This window comes from Algibacter sp. Ld11, from assembly GCF_045066735.1.
Taxonomy (GTDB): Bacteria; Bacteroidota; Bacteroidia; order Flavobacteriales; family Flavobacteriaceae; genus Algibacter.
Genome location: NZ_JBISHH010000004.1, coordinates 1 through 23426, shown reverse-complemented (window position 1 = coordinate 23426; position 23426 = coordinate 1). Strand labels below are relative to the sequence as shown.

Below are 23426 nucleotides of genomic sequence, written 5' to 3'. Positions count from 1 at the left end.
GTAATACTATCCAAAAAGGTTTAATTGGTTACTAAGCATTGATGTGTACTTGCTTTTAGAATTTTGCAGTATTAATCCTTTAATTTTTTCTGGAGTGAGATCACGCTTTTCAAATTGATTTGAAGCACATACCATAAAATATTGCGCCCGATTGAAGGCAACGCCAATAGATTTTAAATGATCCCAGTTAAGCTGCCTGTAGCGCCTTGCATTTAAAATTTTAAAAACCGATTTCATGCCTAAACCAGGAATTCTGGCAAGCATACGCTTATCAGCTTTATTAATATCTACCGGAAATTCATGCATATTACGAAGTGCCCAACCCAATTTAGGATCGATATCTAGATCTAGACTTTGGTTCTGTTCGTTTAAAATTTCTTCTATATTAAATCCGTAAAAACGCAGAAGCCAATCGGTTTGATACAACCTATTTTCTCGCAACATAGGTACGGGTGTGCCAATTTGTGGTAACCGTGTATCATAACTAATGGGTACGTAACCAGAATAATAAACCCGTTTTAAATTAAAGTTTTTATAAAAATAATTAGACGTGTACATAATTTGCATATCATTCTCACCACTTGCTCCAACGATCATTTGTGTGCTTTGTCCGGCAGGAGCATATTTGGGCGTGCTACGTATTATTTTCTTTTCACTTTTATATTGAATGATTTCATTTTTTACCTTTTCCATGGGTTTTATAAAATCGGCTCTATTTTTATCAGGTGCTAAAAGTTTAAGACCTTTTTCAGTCGGAATTTCAATATTAACACTTAACCGATCGGCATACAAACCGGCTTCTCGCATTAATTCATCGCTCGCTCCAGGAATAGATTTTAAATGAATATAGCCATTAAAATTCTCATCCAATCTTAACTTTTTAGCTACAGCCACTAAGCGTTCCATGGTATAATCCGCACTTTTAAAGATTCCTGAGCTTAGAAATAAGCCTTCAATATAATTCCGTCGATAAAAATTCATGGTTAAATCCACCACTTCCTGAACCTTAAAAGCAGCACGTTTAATGTCGTTACTTTTACGAGTTACACAATACGCACAGTCAAAAATACAATGGTTGGTTAGCAATATTTTTAATAGCGACACGCATCGACCATCTTCTGTATAGGTATGGCAAATTCCAGAGGCCGAAGCATCGCCTAATCCTTTGTTTTTATTAGTTCTATTACTCCCGCTAGAGGAGCAAGACACATCATATTTTGCAGCATCTGCAAGGATATTTAATTTTTCTTGTACACGTTGAAAAGACATGAGATGGGGTTTAATTTGATGCTCAAAGATACAATCTAATCAAATATAAAATGAAAAAATACTAATAAAAATCTCATATTTAATATAATTTATATCTCATTATATGATATATAAATATTTATTGATTAAATTCGTAGTCTCAAACCCATGATTTAATTATGAACCGCATTAAAGAAGTATTAGAACTAAAAGGTATCAAGCAAACTTGGCTCGCTACCAAGCTTAACAAAAGCTATAATATGGTGAATTCTTACGTGCAAAACAGAAGGCAACCAAGTTTAGAAGTGCTTTACGACATAGCAAGCCTTTTGCAAGTTGAGGCGAGAGAGTTACTAGAGGCTAACCCATTGATAAAAAGAGAATCTAGCGACAGTGACACTGTGGAAATTCCGTTGATTGGTTCTGTAGCCTGCGGATTACCTATTTATGCCGAAGAAAATATTGAAGCTAAAATTTCTATCTCAAAAAAATTGGTTAAAAATGTGAGTGATTATTTTCTTTTAAGGGCTTCTGGTGATTCCATGAATAAAAAAGGTATTACTAGTGGAGATTTACTTTTAATAAAACAACAACAAACTGCTAACCATGGTGATCTGGTGGTTGCTTTAATAGATGATGATGCTACGGTAAAAGAGTTTATAAATAACGGCGATACAATTGTACTAAAACCACATTCTACAAACCCAAAACATCAACCCATAATTTTAACTACAGATTTTAGAATACAAGGTATTGTTGAAAAAGTAATTAAAATATAATTGGGAAGAGGCGTGATATAAAAGTAGAATGCACTATTAATTGGATTGCAGAACATATGGACTAAAATAGACTCCAATTTTGTACTATAGCCTGAATCAATATCAAAATAATTATAATCAATTGGATATGTTCTAAATCTATGTTTTGTTTAATTATATTTATTCAGTTATAAAGAAAAAGAAAAACTATGGAATTAATTAACGAAGCACTCGAGTTTGAAAACGCAAAAATGAGCAATATGTCTACTAGCGATAGAGTAGTGGCATCGAGAGAAGCTAAGCGTTTAATACTCGCGTTGAATGAAGTTTACAAGAAATCTAAAGACACTAGCGTAATGGATATCATGAAACGTTTAACTGAAAAGAAGAAAAAAATTGAAAAGCGTTTAAAAGGGAGACCTGAACCAGCTTTTTAGATTAAAGCATTTAATATAGCTGTTACAAAATAAATACCCTGTTGTAGAATCTTTACAACAGGGTGTTTTTAGTTTAATAATATAAAGCATAAAAAATTTATATTAATTTTGTGCTTTAATTACCTTGATAAATTCTGAAATTTGCTAGAAAAAAGACAACAATTACCCCAAGAACAACTCATAGATACAGATTATTTCATTTACTGCTTAGAGGCAGTAGAAGATGTAGAAATAAATCAGGTTACTGAAGCTCAAAAAAAACTAGAACAATTAACTACGCAATATGGAGTTGCTAGTATTTATAATACATGCGACACCATTGAAGGATTAGAAGATAACTTAAACGCCTTAGTTTTGGGCGATCATAATTTTAAAGATTACGAAATAATTTACTTGGTTATTACGGGTGAAGCTAATAGTATTTGTTTAAATGATTACTACTACAGTTTACAAGAAATTGCTGAAATTTTTGAAGGTCGATTAGATGGAAAGATTTTACATTTTTCGAATGCAAAAGTTTTAGATTTAGACGAAGAAGAAGCTCAATTTTTTTTAGACATTACGGGAGCAAGAGGTATTTCTGGATACGGTAATGTTTCTAACGGAATGAGTAGCTCAAGTCTAGATATAGCCTTTTTTAACCTATTCAACGAAGATGATAACATGCTAGATGTGGTGGAAGAATTACACCAAAGACATTACAAACTTTGTAAACTACTTGATTTTAGATTGTATTATTAAGCTGATTATGTTTTTAAATATCGCAGAAACTTATAGGTCTGCAGTTTACTTAAAATCGCGTATTTATTAAAATCTTGAATAGGTCGAAAACATACTCACTTTATTTAACTTTTGCTAAATCGTTTTAAAGAGACGCTTTTAAAAGGGCATTTTAAAACCACAAAAATAAACTTCACATGTCCATATGAGTTCATAAAATAATCGTTTCAGCAAATAGTTGCTCTTATTATATTTAATTTTACACAAGAAATTTATTATTCAACATAACGACTATACATACCAATAGCAAAACTTAAATATTAAGAAAAGATGATGACAAAAGAATATTTACTACAGAATTTTAACAATATAAAAGATTTACCCTTAGCAAATAGAGTTGTAATGGCTCCAATGACCAGAAGCCGTGCCAACAACGAGGGCAATGTACCAACAGATGATTTACACGGTCTATATTACGAACAAAGAGCCTCGGCAGGATTAATTATTACCGAAGGATCTCAAGTATCAAAACAAGCCGTAGGTTATATAAATACGCCTGGTATATATAGCAAAGAACAAGTTGAAGGTTGGAAAAAAGTAACAGCACGTGTTCATAAAAAACAAGGTAAAATCTTTATTCAATTATGGCACGTTGGGCGTATTTCACATCCCGATTTTCATAATGGCAAATTACCTTTGGCACCCTCTGCCATTAATGCTAACGCCAAAGTTTTTACACCAAATGGAGAGAAAGATACTGTAACTCCAAAGGCGATGACTACAGAAGATATTAAACAAACTATTGAAGATTTTAAAAATGCAGCTTTAAATGCTGTAGAAGCGAATTTTGACGGTATAGAAATCCATTCTTCTAACGGATATCTATTTCACCAATTTTTTAACAAAACATCTAACACACGTACAGACGAATATGGTGGAAGTATTGAAAATAGAGCCCGCTTTTTCTTTGAAGTTTTAGACGCTATAAAAGAAGTAATAGCAGAAAAGAAAATTGGCGTGCGTTTTAACCCATCATTACACGGTATTTTTGGAATGGAAATGGATGAAGAAACGATACCGACATTCGAGTACATTATAAAAAAATTAAATGATTATAATTTAGCATATATCCACTTATCGGAACCCTTTAATGATGTTTCGGATGTGTCTTATGCAGTAGAACATATTGCAGAACATTTTAGACCACTTTACCATGGTACATTAATGATTAATGCTGGTTTTGATGAAGCTTCTGGCAATACTGTTTTAGAGGAAGGTTATGCAGATTTAGTAGCCTTTGGTAAATTATTTATCTCAAATCCGGATTTGGTAGAACGTTTTGCGCTCGATAAAGAAATGGCCGATTGGGACACCGATACCTTTTATGTTCCAGGCTCCAAAGGATATACCGACTACCCGAGAGTAACTCCAGAATTAAACAATATAGAAAGCAATAGTTAGAAAAAATTATGGCAGTCGCAAATTAGCGATGTCCATAATTTTACAGCATATTATAGATTTGAGATTAACTTATGGTATTAAATTTCTGTTTATAATTTAATGAAGCAAGCTAAAATGGCTTTGCATAGAAAAACAGGTACAAGTCTACAGGCTTATACCTGTTTTTATTTTAACTCGTTCCTAAAACAGTAGTTGCATAGATACTGTTTTATTGGTTTATTACACTTGAGTGCAATGCTTTATCAAACTTTACATATTTCTGTAATTATAGTAAATATCCCTAAAAAGCGTATTTATGCTAATTGATTCAAAATATACTATAATGCTCTGCGTAATGTAACTTGAGCTTTGGATAAAAGTGCAAGTTGTTACTACAGTTTCTTTAAAAAGAATATTTTTAAAAGTTTCTTCTGCAATGTTCATGACATCGAAATACGAGATGCATAAAATCCTCTAAAACAATATTAACCTTGTGAATAAACACTCTTTTTATGCGACGACACAGAAGGGAAGCGTAAGGTGTCTGGAATGAATTAATTAGCTACCTGTATAATTAATAGTTACTGTACCATTTACCAATCTATTTTCATTGTCAATACCACTAAAAACTCCGTCTTGAATTAATTTTTCATTTTTTAGATAAAAGGTTTTAAAATAGATATTGACTCTTTCCATTGCAATAATGCCCGAAAAGTTAAACCTAAAATTAATAACCGTTCCCTTATTTAAAAGTTCAATCCTATCTTTTTCTATATATACATTTTCTGTTAGCGTAATTATCTTATAGTTTGAAGCTAAAACTTTAAATTTAATGACTTCTGTAAAATTATCTTCCAAATTGAATGTTAGTACATATGTTCCAGGTATTTTTGCATAAATAGATGCAAACGGACTTTTATCAGATAACTCTAAATAATGTTTTGGAACTTTACTGTTATTAATAATTCGCTTATTTCTAATTTCTAAGGCTATATAGGATGGAATGTTGAAGTCTTTCGATTTCTCTTCCATAGCCTGTCTTGATTCACATTTTTCTAAGATGGAGCGCCCAGCGACCGTATTGGAATAAACATCAAAATTGCTATAGGTTCCCACCAAATAGTTAATATTTGATGGTTCTTGGTGTCCTATATAATATATTTCGCTCGAACCATTAATATATCTACCACTAGATAGGGTTTTTGTTCTAATATAAATGGTATCACCTTGACTAACAATAGTTCCATGACTATAATGTTCTTTTAAAGAACCATCCTCTTGAGGATACATAAATACATGTTGAATTTTAGTCCAATTATTAGAAATAATAGTTTGACCTTTTAGAATGATATCTTCTTCACCAAAAAAATAGTTTAAATAATAATAAGTTGAGTTAGCTGAATCATCATTTATTAATAGTAGCTGTTTCTTAACTTCTTCTTCAGATAATTTATACTTATCTAGAAAAAATTCAAAATCTTCATAACCTATATACAATAGAATAATAGATTTATAGTATTCATTTAATTTGATGGTCGCTTTCCCTTTTTCTAAATCACGAGATTTATCATATAAATATTTACCGTTAATAAACTCAGAACCAATAGCTTCGAAATCATGTTTTAAACTGGGTTTGTTTTCATCAAAAGCCCCATAACCGTATAGCTGAAATGTTTTAGGAAGCTTAGTTAACTTATGTTTTTTCTTAAATTTCACATGTACTTCATCTAAAATAATTTTAAAATACTCTGAAGTTAGAACTAGTGCTCCTGATTTTGTTTTCATATGTCTTTACTTGATTTTAGCATCTCATGCAGCTTACTGGTGTCTTTCAGCTATATTTTTATCATTCTTTTAGATGTTTTAAAAAATTCCTAAAATAATATTAAAATTATTAAAAATATTTTTAATAATTAAAATTAATAAGAATTAATTTACATCAAACTAATTTAGTGAAACTAATTAATTCAATCATACCATGAAAAAAAGCATTTTATTGTTATTATTACTAGTTGCAAGTATCGGATTTGCACAAAATAACATATCTGGAAAAGTAACTGATACAAGAGGAGAACCCTTTCCCGGAGTTAGTATATTAGAAAAAGGCACTACAAGAGGTGTTATAAGTGATTTTAATGGAAATTTCGAGTTTTCAGTAGAATCTAGTGAGGCTGTTTTAGTGTTTTCATACCTAGGTTTTGAAACACAGGAAATTAAAACAGGAGAAAAATATCTAATAAATATTCAACTTAATGAATCTGCAGAATCTTTAAACGAGGTTACTATTAAAGGATTTACAGGTGTTATGGGTAAATCAAGAAAGCGAACAGCTTCTATTCAAATAACACCAGAATCTGTAACAGCATTAAATGGTGAAGGCATTGAAAGTGCTGGAATATCCGATGTTAGTTCTTTTTCTGCTTTAGTGCCCAATTTAAAGTTTAATACTTCACAAGAAATAGGTTTAAATACTATAACTATTAGAGGTATTTCTCAGGTTAGAGGAGGAGATGCTCCTTTAGCATTTGTAATTGATGGTGTCACTATTCCAGACCCAAGTTTATTAAGTCAGGAATTATATGATTTAGCATTAATAGAAGTGGTTAAAGGACCTCAAGGTGCTTTGTATGGTAAAAATGCAATAGGTGGTGCTGTAAATATCTACACAAAAGAGCCTACAAATAAAATGTCCAATAAAGTAAAATTGGGCTTTGGAAATGGAGGCCAAAAAGAGGCTCAATTTATATCTTCTGGAGCTTTAAAAAAGGATAAAATATTTTATCGATTTTCTACTCAATATAAAGATTTTGATGGTTTATTAACCAACGACTTTTTAAATGAAAAAGTAGATTTTAGAACAGACCTTAATTTAAGAGGGCAAATTAAAGCAAGAATTTCTAATAATTTTAGTATAACCGGGACTTATCAATATTTTGATTTAGATGGAGGTGCTGCTTATTATTCTGTAAACCCAATTGGCTTTGAAGGTGAATTTCCTGGAGGTATTATGGATCCAAATCCTACTGAAGATAACAATATAATTGTTGCAGATGTATTAGGACGATCGGATATGATCAACAATTATGGAAACATAAAAATGGAATATTCATTCGAAAACATGAGTATTCAAAGTATTACGTCATTCAATAAAGTTGAAAAGACAATGAATGGAGATTTAGACTTTTTAGATTTCGATTTATTTACACAGAATAGAGTAACTAAAACAAAAACTTTTAATCAAGAAATTAGATTAAATAATAAAAACACCAATTCAAAATTTGATTGGAGTTTAGGAGGCTTTTATCAAAACACAGAAAAGGACCTTGTTGAAAACGGAACTTTTGAAAGTGATCCTTACCCTGTTGCCGACTATGTAAATACAATAGAAACAATTGCACTTTTCGGGTTTGCAGATTATAAATTAACAAACAAACTAACTGTCTCTGCTGGTTTTAGATACGATATAGACAAATTTAGTCAAGACGATACGCTATTTGAAACAGCATCTTCTAGAGATAATAACGTATTTCAACCAAAAGTATCATTATCATATCAAGCTACAAAAAAAGTGCTTTTTTATGCCAACTATGGCAAAGGTTATAGAACTGGTGGTTATAATGCACAGGCAACGGGGCTTTTTAATAGAGAGTTTAATGATGAAATCTCAGAAAATTATGAGTTAGGTTTTAAAACAACATCGTGGAATGATCGCTTTATTTTTAACGGTTCTATATTTACTACCAGAATGGATAATCAACAACAATATATTTTGGATTTAGATACTTTTATTGCTGGTGTTTACAATTATAATGATAGCAAATTTGTTGGGTTTGAGCTAGAATCTCGCTTACGCCTTACTAACTATTTAGATGTTTTTGCAAGTTATGGATACACCAATACGGAAATAATAGATGGAGGTAAAGCTGGTGGTGAGAATGGTGATACAACGGATAACACAGTATACAATGGTAATCATACTCCTTTTGTACCGGTTGATAATTTTGGTATTGGTCTAGAATCTTCTTTTAAAATAAACGAAGAATTAAAATTTAATGGATTTTTAAACTTAGACACAACTGGAAAAACGTATTGGCATGAAAGCAATAGAAATTCATTTACTACAGATGCATATTCTTTATTAGGTGCAAGAATTGGATTAGCGTATAAAAACTGGAAACTAGATATTTGGGGAAAAAATTTAACAGATAAACTTTATTATAAAGAATTTTCTCCAGGAGAATTTGTTGGAAGCCCTGATGATGTTGCTTGGAGAGGACAACCATTGTCTGTAGGTACCTCAATTTCTATTACATTTTAAAATATTATAATCGATAAATAGTAAACTTAAGTTTTTAATATTAGAGGGAATGCCGAATCATTCCCTCATTTTTTAACATATTTATGACAACAGATAAACAATTATTAATAACACGTTTTTCAAAAATATTAATTGAAACTATGTTTCAAGTAAAACCAGGTGAAACTGTAGCAATTACCGCAGATACTGGTTCTAGCAGAGAAACAATAGATGGATTAGCTGAAGCAACCACAGCCGCTGGCGGAATACCATTAGTAATGTGGATGCCAAAAGCAGAGCAAAGCGGACAAGCAGGTATGAAAGATTGGCCAGCAGAAGCATTAACAGCAGCGCTTTGTAAAGTAGATGTATGGATTGAAGCACAATCTACTGTAATATTATACTCTGATATCTGGGAAACAGCATTTAAAGAAAACGATAAATTAAGATATTTAATTATCGCAGACTCTAGTATCGAATCCTTAGATAGAATGTTTACCGGTTTTGATATCCAATTACTTAAATCTCTTTTAAGTAAAGTTAGAGACATGGCAATGGCTTGTAAAAAGGTTCATATTACAAGTAATAATGGTACAAATGTATCTTACGATATAGATCTTAATTATGCATTCGATATTGATGACGGCGATTTTTCGATGCCAAAGTTTGGTACAGCTCCTGGATTTATAAATATAGTTCCTAAATTAGGCAGCATGAACGGGACCATCGCTTTTGATATTTTGGAAGGAGCGCCTAGAGATGGTCAAATACAGTTTACCATGAAAAATGGCTCAATTATAGATGTAAACGGAGAAAATGGAGTCGAAGATTTTAAATCGTATTTAGCATCATTTGATGATGAAAACATGTATAAAATATCTCATAATATGTTTGGCTTAAATCCAGGAATAAAAAACATAACGGGCGAACTTTGTGAAGACGAACGTATTTGGGGTGGAGTAGACTTTGGGTTTGGTCACACTAGTGCAATGGATATGCCACCTTATGGTCAAGAGGCAAAATCGCATTTTGATGGTGTGGTTACTAATGTTTCTATATATTTAGACGACATTCAAATTTTTGACAATGGTGTCGTATGTCATCCAGATTTGGTACCCTTGGTAAATAACTTATTAACTAATTAAAATGGCAGAAGACCAAAATCAATACACAACCACAAAAGTACAACCAAAAGACTTTGTGTCTGGTTGGGTTGTTGGGTTCATTATTGCGAGTACAGGGTTATCAGTTTCCACATTATTTTTAGGTTCAGAAATTGCACTCAATCTAGGTCTTAAGCAAGCGCTTATAGCATTTGGTATTTCCACATTTGTTTTGACTTTAATGTGTATGGCAACCACATTAATTGGTAATCGATCTCGGTTATCAACTTACATGATTCTTCATTTTAGTTTTGGAGAATATGGAGCTAAAATTGTCAATTTTATCTTCGGTGTTACATTAATTGGTTGGTTTGCCGTAGCCATAGAGTTATTAGCAATTGCCATATATGATACTTCAATAAGTACTTTTGATGTTGTTGTATCAAAGGAGCTTATCATTATTGTAACCAGTCTGTTTATAACCGTTACAACAGTTTTCGGCTTACGCAGTATTGAAAAGCTTGCCAATATCTCTATTCCAATTTTAACAGCGTTTTTAGGGTATGTATTTTATCTATCTGTAGCAGATTTAGAGAGTCTATCGCAACTTTTCGACTATGTTCCAAAAGAAAATTCAATGACACTTTTTGAAGCAACGTCCATTTTAATAGGTGCTGCTGTTTTATTTCCTGTGTTAATGGCCGATTTTTCGAGATTTATAAAAACAGATAAACAAAGTTTATTTTCAGTATTGGGTTTAACTATAGGTACACCTTTAGCCTATATTCTAAGTGCTGTACCATCTATACAAACTGGCGAAGTTGATATTATTAAAATTATGGAGCAGTACAATTTGGTAATTCCTGCTTTTTTATTATTGTTTATAGCGACTTGGAGCACAAACGCTACCAATTTATATTCCGCAAGCTTAACGTTTAGTACAATCAATAAAAGCTGGACCTTCAAAAAAGTTGCTATTGCTTCTAGTATATTCGGTACAATATTGGCATTATTAGGGTTTGCTACCTATCTATTTGATTTTCTGGAATTCCTAGGCATATTAGCACCATCAATTTCTTCAATATATTTTATTCATTTCTTTTGGATCAAAAAGCAAAAATATAATCTTGAGGATATAAACAAATGGGAGTCTTCTGCTTTAATTAGTTGGGTCTTAAGTTCAATTATTACGCTATTTACATATTTAGAAGTTTTTCAATTAACGCATGCGTATTTTATAGATTCATTTCTTCTTGGTGGATTAATCTATGTTCTTTTAGAAAGGAAGCGCATTTTCTAATCTACTATTATGTATATAAAACTTCATTATTTTGCTCGGCCTAATATAATTTTGGTCAAAACAATTGGGTAATTTTGTAAATATTCCTAGAAATACTAATCGCTGAGAATTGCTTAAAAAATAATTACTTAATGATTTGTAATAAATATTCAATTTATGAAAGAACCTTTGTTTTTTTAAGCATAGCTTATTCAAATAAAGAAATCTAGGTCGTAAAACAGCTGTTACATAAATGCTGACGATATAGACCTAAAGGCGCTATATCTGCATTTATGTAAAATAGAACAGAAAAAGTTCTATTCGCTGTTTTACTCATATATTACATTTGTACTATAATGTTCTGCGTTATGTAACTTGAGCTTTGGTTAAAAGCGAAAGTTGTTACTACTACATTTTCTTATTTTTTTCTTCTAAAAACTTTCTCTACAATGTTAATGGAACACGCTTTTTACGAAACGACGATAGGTGAGTAGTGAAATGTGTGTGGAATGAAATGATTAATAATACATTTTATTTTATATATTTGCGTATAAACTACACATAATGAGTAAGCAATCAATTAAACTTTCTGTAGATGCAGTTGTATTTGGATATGAAGAAGGAAATATATCTGTGTTATTAATTAAAAGGAAGTATGATCCATTCCAAGGTCAATGGGCAATACCAGGTGGATTTGTTGAAAACGATGAATCTTTGGAAGATGCAGTTGATAGAGAATTGTTTGAAGAAACAGGAATTAAGATTAATTACCTTGAACAACTTTACACATTTGGAAAACCTGATAGAGATCCAAGAGGTAGAGTAGTGTCAATAGCTTATTTTGGATTAGTCCGTCCAAATGCATTTAAACTATATGCCTCAACTGATGCTGAACAAGCACAATGGTTTAATATTAATGACTTACCGAAATTATCTTTTGACCATAAAGAAATTTTAAAAACTGCTGTAGAAAGATTACAAGGAAAAATAACCTATGAGCCTATAGGTTTTGAACTACTTGACAAAAAATTCCCGTTTTCTGATTTAGAAAAATTATATACTACACTTTTAGGTAGAGAAATTGATAGACGCAATTTCCGAAAGAAAATTGTTGGTTTAAATGTATTAGATGAGCTTGACGAAAAAGTATCAAAAGGCTCTGGAAGACCTGCCAATTTATTCCAGTTTAATCAAAAAAGATACTTCCAACTCAAAAAGGAAGGAATAATTTTCGAAATATAAACAACTGATATACAGATAAAAAATGTATTTGTGTAAAAATAACGCAAAATATATTTGGTAGATAGTTTTATTCATTTTACATTTGTGTTATAATTACGCAAATAACTAATTAAAACTCAATATTATGTTAGGAATAAACTATATCAAATTCGACTCAATGAATTATGTAATTCATTACAAAAACGGAAAGATAAAGAAGGAGGGTAGAGGATTATCATTCTTTTACTTTTCTCCAAACTCATCAATTGTCTCTATTCCTGTTCCAAGTAATGATTTTCAATTTGTATTTAATGAAACTACCAAAGATTATCAAGAGGTTACATTGCAAGGACAAATAACTTATAAAATTGATAATCCAAAGCAGATTGCTGAAACATTAGATTTTACAGTTAATAAGAAAAAACAGTATATAAAAAATGATTATGAGAAGATTCAACAACGAATAATTAATGAAGCTCAAACTGCAAGTGCTTCAATTATTCAACGATTAAATCTAAAAGAAGCTTTAAGACAATTAGAAGAGATTGAAAAAGAAATCTTCACAAGTGTACAAAAGTCTAAAACTGTGCAGATGTTAGGTTTAGAAGTGTTAAGTGTAAATATACTTGGTGTCACACCAAATCCTGAAATGGCTAGAGCTTTAGAAGCTCAAACAAGAGAATCTTTACAAAAAGAAGCTGATCAAGCTGTATACGAACGTAGAAATTTTGCTGTAGAGCAAGAAAGAATAATAAAGGAAAGTGAGTTAAATACTGAAATTGCAGTAGAAGAGAAGCAAAAGCAAATTGTAGAAAAGAAAATGGAAACAGATGTTGTGAAGCAAGAAAATGGACAAAAGCTAAAAGAAATGGAAATGACATCAAGTATTTCTTTAGAAGAACAAAAGAAAGAACTTATTGATATCCAAGTTACCAATGAAAAGAAAGAAGCTGACGTTAAGGAATATGTATTGAATGCTAATCTAAAGCCATATAAAGAGTTGGACTGGAAAACACTAATGGCAATTAGTAATAACGGAAATGATCCAAGTAATAATATCGCATTAGCTTTTAGAGAACTGGCTGAAAATGCTGATAAAATTGGGAATCTTAATATTTCTCCAGATTTATTAGAGTCTATTGTTAAAAGTAAATAATAAGAAAAATGAAATTTGAAAGAGTTATAATAATAAGAGATAAAACTAGACTTGAGCAATTAATTGAAAGATTTAATTCCAAAGCTCAAGCCAAGTTTTATATTGAGAGTTCAGATGGAGACTTCGAGTTTTTTGAATTTGAACACAACACTTTTTATGAATCACTTTCAAAGGTTAAGAATTCTATAAATGGAATTCTTAAATATAAAGTTATAAATCGTTCGTTTTTGCCAACATACATTTTTACAGAAAATGATTTAGTTTTAGTTATTGGTCAAGATGGATTGGTTGCAAATACAGCTAAATACGTAAATGGATTACCAATTATTGGCATTAATCCAGATATCGAGCGTTATGATGGAATTCTATTAAAACACTCTCCTAAAGACTTAAATAGCATTTTGAAAAATGTTATCAAAGATAGTTATGAAATAAAACAAGTTACTATGGCTAAAGCTACCTTAAACGATGGTCAAGTACTTTTAGCTTTTAATGATTTTTATATTGGAGCAGATTCTCATGTTTCTTCAAGATATAGTATAGAGTTTAATGGTCAAAAAGAGCAACAATCTTCTAGCGGAATAATAATTTCAACTGGAGCGGGTTCTACAGGTTGGTTAAGTTCTATTTTTAATATGGCAAATAATATAAGTGAATATTATAATAGTGATATAAACGATTGCGGAACTACTCTAGATTGGAACGATAACAAACTTGTTTTTGTAGTAAGAGAACCGTTTATGAGTAAAATGTCACAAACCAATATTGGTTATGGAATAATTACAAGTAACAAAAAATTAAAAATTGAATCAAATATGCCTACTAAAGGAATCATTTTTAGTGATGGTGTTGAATCTGATTTTTTAAACTTCAATTCTGGGAGTATTGTAGAAATTGGGATTGCAGATGAGAAAGCAAATTTAGTTATATAAAGTTTTAATATTTACGGTTTTCCCTCAAAACTATTCCTACAAATATTTATACAAAGGACAAACAGAAGAAGTTGAAAATGTATTGGTATTTTATCGAATACGCGATTTTCAAAACAGCGCAAAAAGGTTAGCTTTTATTTTGGCGTTGAAAAGTTCTATTCGCTGTTTTACTCATATATTATATTTGTACTATAATTAATATTATGTAAAATAGAATATTTAAACTCATACTCTAAATCTTCATATCACTATAATTTTTAATCAACAGATTTAGATAGTAACGCTTCTTAATTAAGCCACGTTCATTTGTATAATATCTTTGAGTTCGGTTTTTCCAATAGGTTTATTTACAATGCCTGTCATACCTACTTGTCTACATTGTTCTTTAACTTCACTAATTTCTAATGCCGTTAATGCCACAATATTGGTATTTGGTTTAAACGATTTTATAGTTTTTGAAGCTTCAAAACCATTCATTAATGGCATATTGATATCCATAAGTACCAAATCAAAATCGTCCGTTTTACAACGTTCTACAGCTTCTAAACCATTATTAGAAATAATACAAATATGTCCAATAGATACAATAAGTTTATTAGTTATCATTTGGTTAATTCTATTGTCTTCAACAACTAAAACCTTTAAAGGTTTCTTTTTATTATTTAGCGTACTTTTAGATATCACCTCTGGTGTAGCAATTTCACATGGTAAAACAAACGAAAACACACTACCCAAACCAAGTGCGCTATCTACTTTAATACTTCCGCCTAGCGTTTCTACATGGTTTTTTACAATAGATAAGCCCAGACCAGAACCAAACGAGGTGTTTTCTTCTATGGCTTGTTTAAAATTCTCGAATATTAGCATATGGTTTTCATTGGCAATACCAATACCCGTATCTTCTATTTTAAATTCTAAATAATCGACATCGCCATCGGTATTTAAAAGCTCTACACTCACATCGATGCGACCTTTATCTGTAAATTTTATAGCATTAGATATTAAATTATCTAAAATTTCGGTGAGTTTTAAGCTATCTATATAATACAAATTATCGATAGCTGCAGGCATGTTTAAAACCAGCTCGTTATCTTTTTCTTTGGCAGAATAATTAAGCGATTTTACTAAGTCGCTTATCAAAACATGTAAATTAATAATTGTTTTTTTCTCCGCTACCCTATCGGATTCTATTTCGGTAATTCTTAATATTTTATTTACCAGTTCGTGTAATCTATTACCCGAAAATTGTAGAGAATTAATTAAATTTTTATGCTCAACACCCAAGGTGTCATCATCGGAAAGCATAGACGTTATGCCCATAACTCCATACAACGGTGTTCGTAACTCGTGACTTATGTTGGTTAATAATTCCGATTTTAAATTGGTTAAATGTTCGGTTTTAGATTTAGCATCGTTAATATCTTTTCGTCTTTGGCGTTCTTTAAAGGAATGAACAAGAAAAAGCATTAAAAGAAAAAACAATACAAAAGATACCACAATAGCTGTAATAATGTTATTTCTAGCATTAGAGGTTTCAGTTTCTAATTGGGCTTGCGTAATTTCTTTTTGGTATTCGCTAAACTTAAATTGTGCGTTTAATTCTTCTAATTTTAGACGTTTTTCGGTGTTAAAACTTAAATCCTTATAAAATTGCTTGTTTTTTAAGGCCTCAATAGCTGCTGTATAATTATGCTGCAGCTCAAATATTTCATACTGTAAATTGTAAGTATCAATCAATTCTGGGTATAACAGGGCTTTTTTAGAGATATTAATACCTTGTTCTGCATTTGTGAGTGCTTCAGAATATTCGTTTTTCTGTTTATTGTAAAGTCCTTTTAAATAATATAAAGTTGCTAAATAAATAGACTCATTAATATGATATGCTTCTAAATTTTCAGAGGCATTATTCAAATAAGGTAAAGCGTCGTCCGTTTTATTAAAATCTAAAAACAAACTAGCCATGTTTAAATACCAAGCACAAATATTGGTTGGCTCCCCAATTTTCTCAGCATATGTAAAAGCTTCGTCGTAATATGTAATGGCAAGATCTAAAGTTTTTTCGTCCTTAGAATAGATATTCCCTAAACCATTTAATGCTGAAGAGATTATAAAATCATCATTTAATTCCCTTCCAAATTTTAAAGTAAGTAAAAAGTATTTTTCCGAACTCGTATCATCGCCTAACATCTGGTAAGTTGTTGCTAAACTATTGTAAGCATCAGCCTGGTCTTCTTTTACACCCGAAATATTAGCTAATTTTACGGCAACTATAGAATGCTCTAAGGCTTTTTCAAAGTTAGAACCAAAGTTATGCTGTTCGGCTAGTTTGATTAGAACATCAATACTATCGACAATTTTTTCTGCGTAACTGCTTTCCTGACTATAGCCAAGAAAAGAATGACACACTATAAGGACGGCGAGTACAATTTTATTCAAGCTAGGCCAGTTTAATTTAATTGTTAAGATATTGATATAAATTTAAAAATGCAAAAATACAGACATATTATCTTACGAACCAATTAATTATCGGTTTTTGTACGCTTATTATCTATTCAACGATATTTAAGTGCTTTTGGCATTATTTTAGCTTTATTAATAAAAAAAATAAATGTTAAATATAGCTTGTAACGTTCACAACTATACTTCGACTAAGAAAATAACCTTATATTTGTCAGCCCAAAATTTTATCAAAAATGAAACCGGATCCAAAATCTAAAGCTAAGAAATCTAAATTTCAGCTTTTACATCAATACTACTCTTACACAGGGTTTTACAGCTTTGTATGGCAAGCTGTTAAAAAGGCTTTGCCCTATATTATAGGTATTGTAGTTTTGGTTTATGTGGTAAATCATTTTTTTGATATTAATAAAACACTAACGCATTTAACAGAAATTTTACCTGCTTATGGTGTTTTAAGTTTCTTTTTTGTGTCCGAAACCCTTTTGGGGTTAGTGCCTCCAGAAATTTTTATTGCCTGGGCCGGAAAAATGTATAGTCCGTGGTTTTATTTAAGTCTTTTAGCCGTTTTATCATATGGTGGTGGATTAGTTTCTTATTGGATGGGACGCACCATTACCAAAATACCTTCGGTACACAATTATATTGAGGTTAAAATGGAAAAGCAACTTAAAAACTCAAAAAAATGGGGTGGTTTTTTAATTATGGTTGGTGCTGTATTGCCTCTACCCTTTTCCATAGCTTGTTTAGCTGCTGGTATTATTGAATTCCCTTTTAAAAATGTTATGCTTTTTGGTTCGCTTAGGTTTATCCGTTTTGCACTCTATGGCATTATTATTTTTAGTGCACTATAAACAACTGCTTACCTTCTTTTAAATTAAAGAAATGTATCTTATTTTTAACGATTATTATGAAGGTATTACAAGTTTAGTACCTTATTTTTGCTGGAAAATTTATCGTATGTTTTCATTTTTAAATATTTTCAGAATTGTAGCCTTTTTAGAAGGTGTATCGTATCTTCTTTTATTGTTTATTGCAACTCCAATAAAATATATTTCCGGAAATCCTGAATATGTAAAAATGTTAGGTATGCCACATGGTATGCTTTTTATTTTATATATTATTTTGGCTTTTTTGATTAAAAGTGAGATGAAATGGACAAACAAAACTTTTATGGTTGTTCTTGTAGCTTCCATTATTCCTTTCGGAACGTTTTACGTGGAAAGTAAACTTTTAAAACCATCTGTTTAATGAATGGTTTAAAACATAAACTATTTGACTATTTAATATTAAATGGTTTTTCTGAGAATTCTGCAAAGTATTTAAACATGCTAGCCTTGTTGGTTGCGTTGTTAATTTTGGTGTTTGTTGTAGATTATATTACACGAAAAATACTAGTAAAAACCTTTGCTCAGTTTGCTTCGGTATCAAAATCTAACTTCGACGATTTACTGGTTGCCAATAAAGTACCTCGCAATATTGCACACATTATACCTTTATTAATCGCCATTAGGTTTGTGCCTGAAGTATTTGCCGATTTCCCAAGTTTTGAAGATGTTTTTGAAAGAGGCTTAGAGGTATTTGCCATTATATTAATTCTATGGATTGTTAGAAGCTCACTAAATGCGCTTAAAGACTATTTAAAAACCTTACCACGTTTTAAAGACAAACCTATTGATAGTTACATACAGGTTTTCATGATTTTTTCATGGCTAGGCGGTATTATGTCGGCCATTGCCATAATAACCGGTATTGAGTTTATAAAATTCCTTACGGGCTTAGGTGCGATTTCTGCTGTAATCATACTTGTTTTTAAAGATACTATTATGGGTTTTGTTGCCAGTATTCAAGTATCTATTAACGATATGGTGCGCATTGGCGATTGGATTACTTTTGAAAAATATGGTGCAGATGGTGATGTTATTGAAATTAACTTAGCCACCGTAAAAGTGCAAAACTTCGATAAAACCATAACAACAATACCAACTTATGCTTTAATTTCCGATTCGTTTAAAAACTGGCGTGGTATGACGAATTCTGAAGGAAGACGTATTAAACGTGCTTTATATATTAAACAAACCGGTGTTAAATATTTAACCGATGCTGATGTTGAAAAACTAAAAGGCATTCATATTATAACCTCGTATCTAGAAGGTAGACAATCAGATATTAAAGCTTACAATAGTTCTAATAATGTTGACAAAAACTTATTACTCAACGGAAGAAACTTAAGTAATTTAGGTGTTTTTAGAAAATACATTGATACCTATTTAAAACAACACTCTGCGGTAAATAAAGATATGATGATTATGGCGCGCCAATTGGCACCAACGACTCAAGGTATTCCATTAGAAATTTATGCGTTTAGTAGTGATAAACGTTGGGAGAATTACGAGTATATTATGTCGGATATTTTTGATCATCTTATTGCTGCTCTACCCTATTTTGATTTAGAGATTTTTGAGTTACCTAGTCATGGCTCTATTAAACTAGAACGACCAGAAACCAAATAACTTAAAGTAATAAGCCTTTCAATCATTTTTAGTTTAAAAGGAAGGTTACCGCTTAAAAAGCTATTTCTATTTAAAAAATTAAAAAACGCTATTAGATATTAAATAGCGCTTTAAAAGTCAATATTATTTCATGACAAAAGTATTTTCTCTTCTATGTTTCTTTTGTGTTTTTAATACCATTAATGCTCAAAACACATCAGGAATAAAACATAAATTAGACTCTTTAGCCAACGTATATACTGAATATAAAATAAACAATAAACGACAAAAGGCTAAGTTAGAAGCCACTGTTATTGCTGAAAAATGGGACACCATCAATTTTGATCCCTATAGAAATGATGTTAAAATTCAACCTTTTGAAGTTACATTTGCCGATAGCACATACACCTCACCTATCGATGGCAAAAAGGTGATTACCTCGCACTACGGCTGGCGAAGAGGTAGACCGCATAAAGGTATTGATATCGATTTGGTAACTGGCGATACAGTGCGCACTATGTTTGCTGGTATAGTAAGGTTTGCGAGATACAGTTCTGGGCATGGCCGAACCGTTATTGTGCGTCATTTTAATGGTTTAGAAACGGCATACGCCCATTTATCGGAATATATCGTTAAAGCAAACGATACGGTAAAAAGCGGTGATGCCATTGGTATTGGCGGCAAATCTGGTAATGCAAGAGGCAGCCATTTACATCTAGTTGTAAGCTATAAAGGGAATTACATAAACCCAGAATATTTGTTCGACTTTTCGGAAAGCAATGCTGTAAGAAACAAAACTTTATGGATTACAAAAAAATGGGTAACGTCTCGCTATCATACTTCTAAGTTACAGAGTGAATTAGAACTTTTAACCTCCCAATCTATAGCCGTTGCAAGCCAAGAGCGAGATAACAGAAAAAAAATACATGTTGTAGGTCGTGGTGATACGCTTTCTGGTATTTCTAGTAAATATCGAATTTCGGTTACTAGACTATGTAAAACCAATTCCATAAGAAAAACAAGCCTTTTAAAAATTGGACAAAAGCTAATTGTGAGTCTCTAAAAAACTCCAAACCATTCTTGTTCTTGTAAATATATCGGATTTGTTTTATATGAAAAAAGCCTATTATCGTCTTAATACCATTGGTTTTTTAAGCTTTGACGTTTTATAATAATAAACACTATCTATTTTATAAGTTTCGAATAAATCTGTAGCTCCTTTAATTTTAAGCTTATCTTTAATATACACAAGCCAATCGGCTCTATCAACTTTTACACTATCTAAAATAGTACCACTCAAGTTTGCGCCTTTTAAATTGGTTCTAATTAAAAAGGCTCCTTTTAAATTAGCGCCTTCTAAATTCGCATTAATTAAATTGGCATCATCCAAATCTGCATACGATAAATTAGTGTTCTTTAAACTTGCATTTTGCAAATCGACATTCATTAAGTCGGATCCTGATAAATTGGCATCATTCAAATTAATATCTCTTAAAGTAGCACCTCTTAACTTCGCATCAATTAATTCCGATTTGGTAAAATCACTTTCCTGTAGAATTTCGTCTACAAAAAATGAAGGTGCAATTTTACTTTTACATAGCGAGATTAACAATTGGCCACGCTCAGGACTTATAGGCTCATTAATAAGCTTATCGCCTACCATGTATCGATAAGGTTTCATGGCACGGCTTAACCCTATAATTCTGCCAGCCAAAGTATTAGATAGTCTTGAAGATCCGCTGTTTTTTAGTTCAATGTTAACATCGCTTAAAACTTCGCCCATAATAAACATTTGAGTAGACCGTCGAGAAGCTTCGGCTAAATGTGTTTGGGTTTCTATTTTACTATTCTGAATTTTTAATAAATTGTTTTGGTAAAACATTAAAGTAGTTGGCAATATGGCTACCAATAAACCAATAACACCAATTCGGGTAATGCGCCTTATTAAACTAGCAATGAGGTTAGATGTGGTATCTATTGATATTTTACGCTGTTCATTAAATTCGTTTATAGAATTATAGATGCTTTTTTTTAAGTTTTTTCCAGCAATTAGAGTTCCAACAAACTTAAAAATACCACGTTTATTAGATAGTGTTTTTTTACTATTAATTTTTTCTAGTTCTGCTTTAAGACGTGCGTTTTCTCGTAATAAATCATCAATATGTTCACTCATTCGATAAATTTGGGGTTTTATTCTTTTCCGATTGAAAACAAATTTAATGCTTTAATTTTAAATAGGAATTTATTCTAATTTATTAAAACCTATATCTTTTTGCTTGATTTTTTCTTGAAAGCATTAGAGAATAGCTATAACAAACCACTGTGTTGATTTTATTTTACAAAAATATTCAAAATCCATAAAACAACATTAAAATCGATGAAATACACTTTTACATAGGTGTTTCTACTTATTTAATCGACTAAACACATTATTTACCGTTATCATGTTTAAAAATATATTATGTTTGTCGCTTATTAACCATAACCAAATTTAAATAATGAAAAACAATTACACATTAAAGTTTTTACAAATAACATTGTTATTTTTTACTTTGTCACTTACAAGTTTGCCGGTATTTTCTCAAACTGTGCTAACTGAAGGTGATATAGCTTTTACTAGAATCCAAATGGATGATGAAACTTTTTCTTTTGTAACTTTAGTAGAACTAGCAACGGGAACAGAATTCTACATTACAGACGAAGCTTGGAATGGAAGCTCATTAGAACCATATGAATCAACTATTCGATTTGCTGTTACTTCCCCTTTTGTTGCTGGAGAAGAAATATCAGTAGATCCTTCTTCATCAATAACTTACACAACTACAGGCAACGGAATAGCGTCCCTTTCTAGCACCGGAGCCATTAACCCAGCAGGAGGAAATATGTTGGGATCTGCAGGAGATAATCTTTTTATTTATCAATCTACAGGAATACCTACAGCTACTGATTTCGTGGCTGGTATAAATGCAAATTGGGGTGTAATGGGATCTCCCGGAAATGCTTGGAGTACTAGTACTAGTAGCTCAAACTCACTTTTGCCAAGCGGTTTAACTAATGGTACAAACGCTTTAGGTCTTTTTCCAAATGGAGGTGCTCAAAGTGAAGTTGATAACGCACGTTATAGGCCTACATCGTTGCATACAGGTGATAAAGCTACAATTCTAGCTGCTATAATGAATCTTTCAAATTGGGAGTTTGATAATGTTGTGCCTTTTCTAATATCTTCAACTACATTCAACGTTACAGTACCTTGTACAGAGCCAGATATACCCACCATTAATTATGCTCCGGGAACTATTTGTGACGGAAATAGTGCTTTACTAAGTATTTCTGGTGATTTGAATGATGCCACAACATGGCATGTCTATACAGGGTCTTGTGGAGGCACACTAGTTGGCACAACAACAAGCTCAAATATTATTGTAACACCAACCCCACCAAGTACAACCTATTATGTTAGAGGAGAAGGTGGCTGCGCTACTGCAGGCTCATGCGGTACTGTAACAATTACAACCACGCCGCGTGAAGACGCTTCTTTTAATTATAGCGCTACTGCTTATTGTGCTGATAGTTCTGACCCTACTCCTACAATCACTGGAGTTTCTGGAGGAACTTTTACATCTTCAGGAGGATTATCTTTAAATGCTTCTACTGGTTCTATTGATGTATCAGCTTCCACACCCGGAACCTATACTGTAACTTATAATACTCCTGGTTTATGTAATGGATCAGAAACGGCTTCTGTTACAATAAATACTTTAGATGATGCTTCATTTAGTTATGACGCTGCAGCTTATTGTGTGGATAGCACAGACCCTACGCCTACAATTACTGGTTTAGCTGGTGGAACATTTTCATCTACAGCAGGTCTTTCAGTTAATGCTTC

Annotated in this window: 18 protein-coding genes and 2 pseudogenes; 16 read left to right on the top strand and 4 right to left on the bottom strand. The window is 31.5% G+C overall.

What is annotated here, in order from left to right; translation table 11 throughout:
* Window positions 1–6: 6 nt before the first annotated feature.
* Complete coding sequence (locus ACJJV4_RS01255; protein ID WP_405291302.1) at window positions 7–1269, bottom strand: putative DNA modification/repair radical SAM protein; 1263 nt, start codon at window positions 1267–1269, stop codon at window positions 7–9.
* Window positions 1270–1427: 158 nt separating this feature from the next.
* Here ACJJV4_RS01255 and ACJJV4_RS01250 point away from each other — a divergent pair.
* From ACJJV4_RS01250 to ACJJV4_RS01230, 5 genes and pseudogenes are all read left to right on the top strand, one after another.
* Window positions 1428–1610 (top strand): annotated as a pseudogene (locus ACJJV4_RS01250) (helix-turn-helix domain-containing protein); the annotation flags it as partial.
* A gap of 6 nt (window positions 1611–1616) precedes the next feature.
* The gene (gene lexA / locus ACJJV4_RS01245) at window positions 1617–2027 is read left to right on the top strand and encodes a transcriptional repressor LexA (RefSeq protein ID WP_405291623.1); all 411 of its coding nucleotides are present in this window, start codon (window positions 1617–1619) and stop codon (window positions 2025–2027) included.
* A 188-nt stretch (window positions 2028–2215) separates the two neighbouring features.
* A complete protein-coding gene (locus ACJJV4_RS01240; RefSeq protein WP_405291300.1) occupies window positions 2216–2443 on the top strand; it encodes a hypothetical protein in 228 nt (75 codons plus the stop codon).
* A gap of 141 nt (window positions 2444–2584) precedes the next feature.
* Complete coding sequence (locus tag ACJJV4_RS01235) at window positions 2585–3184, top strand: DUF6642 family protein (protein WP_405291298.1); 600 nt, start codon at window positions 2585–2587, stop codon at window positions 3182–3184.
* A gap of 312 nt (window positions 3185–3496) precedes the next feature.
* A complete protein-coding gene (locus ACJJV4_RS01230; RefSeq protein ID WP_405291621.1) occupies window positions 3497–4624 on the top strand; it encodes an alkene reductase in 1128 nt (375 codons plus the stop codon).
* A gap of 537 nt (window positions 4625–5161) precedes the next feature.
* Here ACJJV4_RS01230 and ACJJV4_RS01225 read toward each other — a convergent pair.
* Window positions 5162–6388, bottom strand: a complete 1227-nt coding sequence (locus ACJJV4_RS01225) for a hypothetical protein (RefSeq protein WP_405291296.1) — start codon at window positions 6386–6388, stop codon at window positions 5162–5164.
* A gap of 193 nt (window positions 6389–6581) precedes the next feature.
* On the opposite strand from ACJJV4_RS01225, the gene ACJJV4_RS01220 reads away from it, so the two are divergent.
* From ACJJV4_RS01220 to ACJJV4_RS01195, 6 genes are all read left to right on the top strand, one after another.
* Window positions 6582–8921, top strand: a complete 2340-nt coding sequence (locus tag ACJJV4_RS01220) for a TonB-dependent receptor (RefSeq protein ID WP_405291294.1) — start codon at window positions 6582–6584, stop codon at window positions 8919–8921.
* An 83-nt stretch (window positions 8922–9004) separates the two neighbouring features.
* Window positions 9005–10045, top strand: a complete 1041-nt coding sequence (locus ACJJV4_RS01215) for a hypothetical protein (RefSeq protein WP_405291292.1) — start codon at window positions 9005–9007, stop codon at window positions 10043–10045.
* 1 nt (window position 10046) lies between these two features.
* Window positions 10047–11303: a purine-cytosine permease family protein gene (locus ACJJV4_RS01210; RefSeq protein WP_405291290.1), complete on the top strand. Its 1257-nt coding sequence runs from the start codon at window positions 10047–10049 to the stop codon at window positions 11301–11303.
* A 543-nt stretch (window positions 11304–11846) separates the two neighbouring features.
* Window positions 11847–12524, top strand: coding sequence for an NUDIX hydrolase (locus ACJJV4_RS01205; RefSeq protein ID WP_405291288.1), 678 nt, complete (start codon window positions 11847–11849; stop codon window positions 12522–12524).
* Window positions 12525–12648: 124 nt separating this feature from the next.
* Complete coding sequence (locus tag ACJJV4_RS01200; RefSeq protein ID WP_405291286.1) at window positions 12649–13659, top strand: SPFH domain-containing protein; 1011 nt, start codon at window positions 12649–12651, stop codon at window positions 13657–13659.
* Between the two features lie 8 nt (window positions 13660–13667).
* On the top strand, window positions 13668–14591 hold the full coding sequence (locus tag ACJJV4_RS01195) for a sugar kinase (RefSeq protein WP_405291284.1): 924 nt from the start codon (window positions 13668–13670) through the stop codon (window positions 14589–14591).
* 291 nt (window positions 14592–14882) lie between these two features.
* On the opposite strand, the gene ACJJV4_RS01190 is transcribed toward ACJJV4_RS01195, so the two are convergent.
* Window positions 14883–17027 (bottom strand): ATP-binding protein, encoded by a 2145-nt coding sequence (locus tag ACJJV4_RS01190; RefSeq protein ID WP_405291282.1) that lies wholly within the window; start codon window positions 17025–17027, stop codon window positions 14883–14885.
* A gap of 257 nt (window positions 17028–17284) precedes the next feature.
* Between ACJJV4_RS01190 and ACJJV4_RS01185 the strand changes: the two genes are divergently transcribed.
* From ACJJV4_RS01185 to ACJJV4_RS01170, 4 genes are all read left to right on the top strand, one after another.
* Window positions 17285–17902, top strand: coding sequence for a YqaA family protein (locus ACJJV4_RS01185; protein WP_405291280.1), 618 nt, complete (start codon window positions 17285–17287; stop codon window positions 17900–17902).
* 106 nt (window positions 17903–18008) lie between these two features.
* Entirely contained in the window at window positions 18009–18299 is a 291-nt protein-coding gene (locus tag ACJJV4_RS01180; protein WP_405291619.1) for a DUF3817 domain-containing protein, read from the top strand.
* The gene (locus ACJJV4_RS01175) at window positions 18299–19561 is read left to right on the top strand and encodes a mechanosensitive ion channel family protein (RefSeq protein WP_405291278.1); all 1263 of its coding nucleotides are present in this window, start codon (window positions 18299–18301) and stop codon (window positions 19559–19561) included. Before ACJJV4_RS01180 ends, ACJJV4_RS01175 begins: the two co-directional genes overlap by 1 nt.
* 130 nt (window positions 19562–19691) lie before the next feature.
* Window positions 19692–20603 (top strand): peptidoglycan DD-metalloendopeptidase family protein, encoded by a 912-nt coding sequence (locus ACJJV4_RS01170; RefSeq protein ID WP_405291276.1) that lies wholly within the window; start codon window positions 19692–19694, stop codon window positions 20601–20603.
* Window positions 20604–20666: 63 nt separating this feature from the next.
* On the opposite strand, the gene ACJJV4_RS01165 is transcribed toward ACJJV4_RS01170, so the two are convergent.
* Window positions 20667–21713, bottom strand: coding sequence for a pentapeptide repeat-containing protein (locus ACJJV4_RS01165; RefSeq protein ID WP_405291274.1), 1047 nt, complete (start codon window positions 21711–21713; stop codon window positions 20667–20669).
* Window positions 21714–22038: 325 nt separating this feature from the next.
* Here ACJJV4_RS01165 and ACJJV4_RS01160 point away from each other — a divergent pair.
* A pseudogene (locus ACJJV4_RS01160) lies at window positions 22039–23426 on the top strand (hypothetical protein); the annotation flags it as partial.

Coding starts and splice junctions, on each gene's coding strand:
- ACJJV4_RS01255 (WP_405291302.1), bottom strand. CDS start 1,269: ATGTCTTTTCAACGTGTACAAGAAAAATTAAATATCCTTGCAGATGCT.
- ACJJV4_RS01240 (WP_405291300.1), top strand. CDS start 2,216: ATGGAATTAATTAACGAAGCACTCGAGTTTGAAAACGCAAAAATGAGC.
- ACJJV4_RS01230 (WP_405291621.1), top strand. CDS start 3,497: ATGACAAAAGAATATTTACTACAGAATTTTAACAATATAAAAGATTTA.
- ACJJV4_RS01225 (WP_405291296.1), bottom strand. CDS start 6,388: ATGAAAACAAAATCAGGAGCACTAGTTCTAACTTCAGAGTATTTTAAA.
- ACJJV4_RS01220 (WP_405291294.1), top strand. CDS start 6,582: ATGAAAAAAAGCATTTTATTGTTATTATTACTAGTTGCAAGTATCGGA.
- ACJJV4_RS01215 (WP_405291292.1), top strand. CDS start 9,005: ATGACAACAGATAAACAATTATTAATAACACGTTTTTCAAAAATATTA.
- ACJJV4_RS01210 (WP_405291290.1), top strand. CDS start 10,047: ATGGCAGAAGACCAAAATCAATACACAACCACAAAAGTACAACCAAAA.
- ACJJV4_RS01205 (WP_405291288.1), top strand. CDS start 11,847: ATGAGTAAGCAATCAATTAAACTTTCTGTAGATGCAGTTGTATTTGGA.
- ACJJV4_RS01200 (WP_405291286.1), top strand. CDS start 12,649: ATGTTAGGAATAAACTATATCAAATTCGACTCAATGAATTATGTAATT.
- ACJJV4_RS01195 (WP_405291284.1), top strand. CDS start 13,668: ATGAAATTTGAAAGAGTTATAATAATAAGAGATAAAACTAGACTTGAG.
- ACJJV4_RS01185 (WP_405291280.1), top strand. CDS start 17,285: ATGAAACCGGATCCAAAATCTAAAGCTAAGAAATCTAAATTTCAGCTT.
- ACJJV4_RS01180 (WP_405291619.1), top strand. CDS start 18,009: ATGTTTTCATTTTTAAATATTTTCAGAATTGTAGCCTTTTTAGAAGGT.
- ACJJV4_RS01175 (WP_405291278.1), top strand. CDS start 18,299: ATGAATGGTTTAAAACATAAACTATTTGACTATTTAATATTAAATGGT.
- ACJJV4_RS01170 (WP_405291276.1), top strand. CDS start 19,692: ATGACAAAAGTATTTTCTCTTCTATGTTTCTTTTGTGTTTTTAATACC.
- ACJJV4_RS01165 (WP_405291274.1), bottom strand. CDS start 21,713: ATGAGTGAACATATTGATGATTTATTACGAGAAAACGCACGTCTTAAA.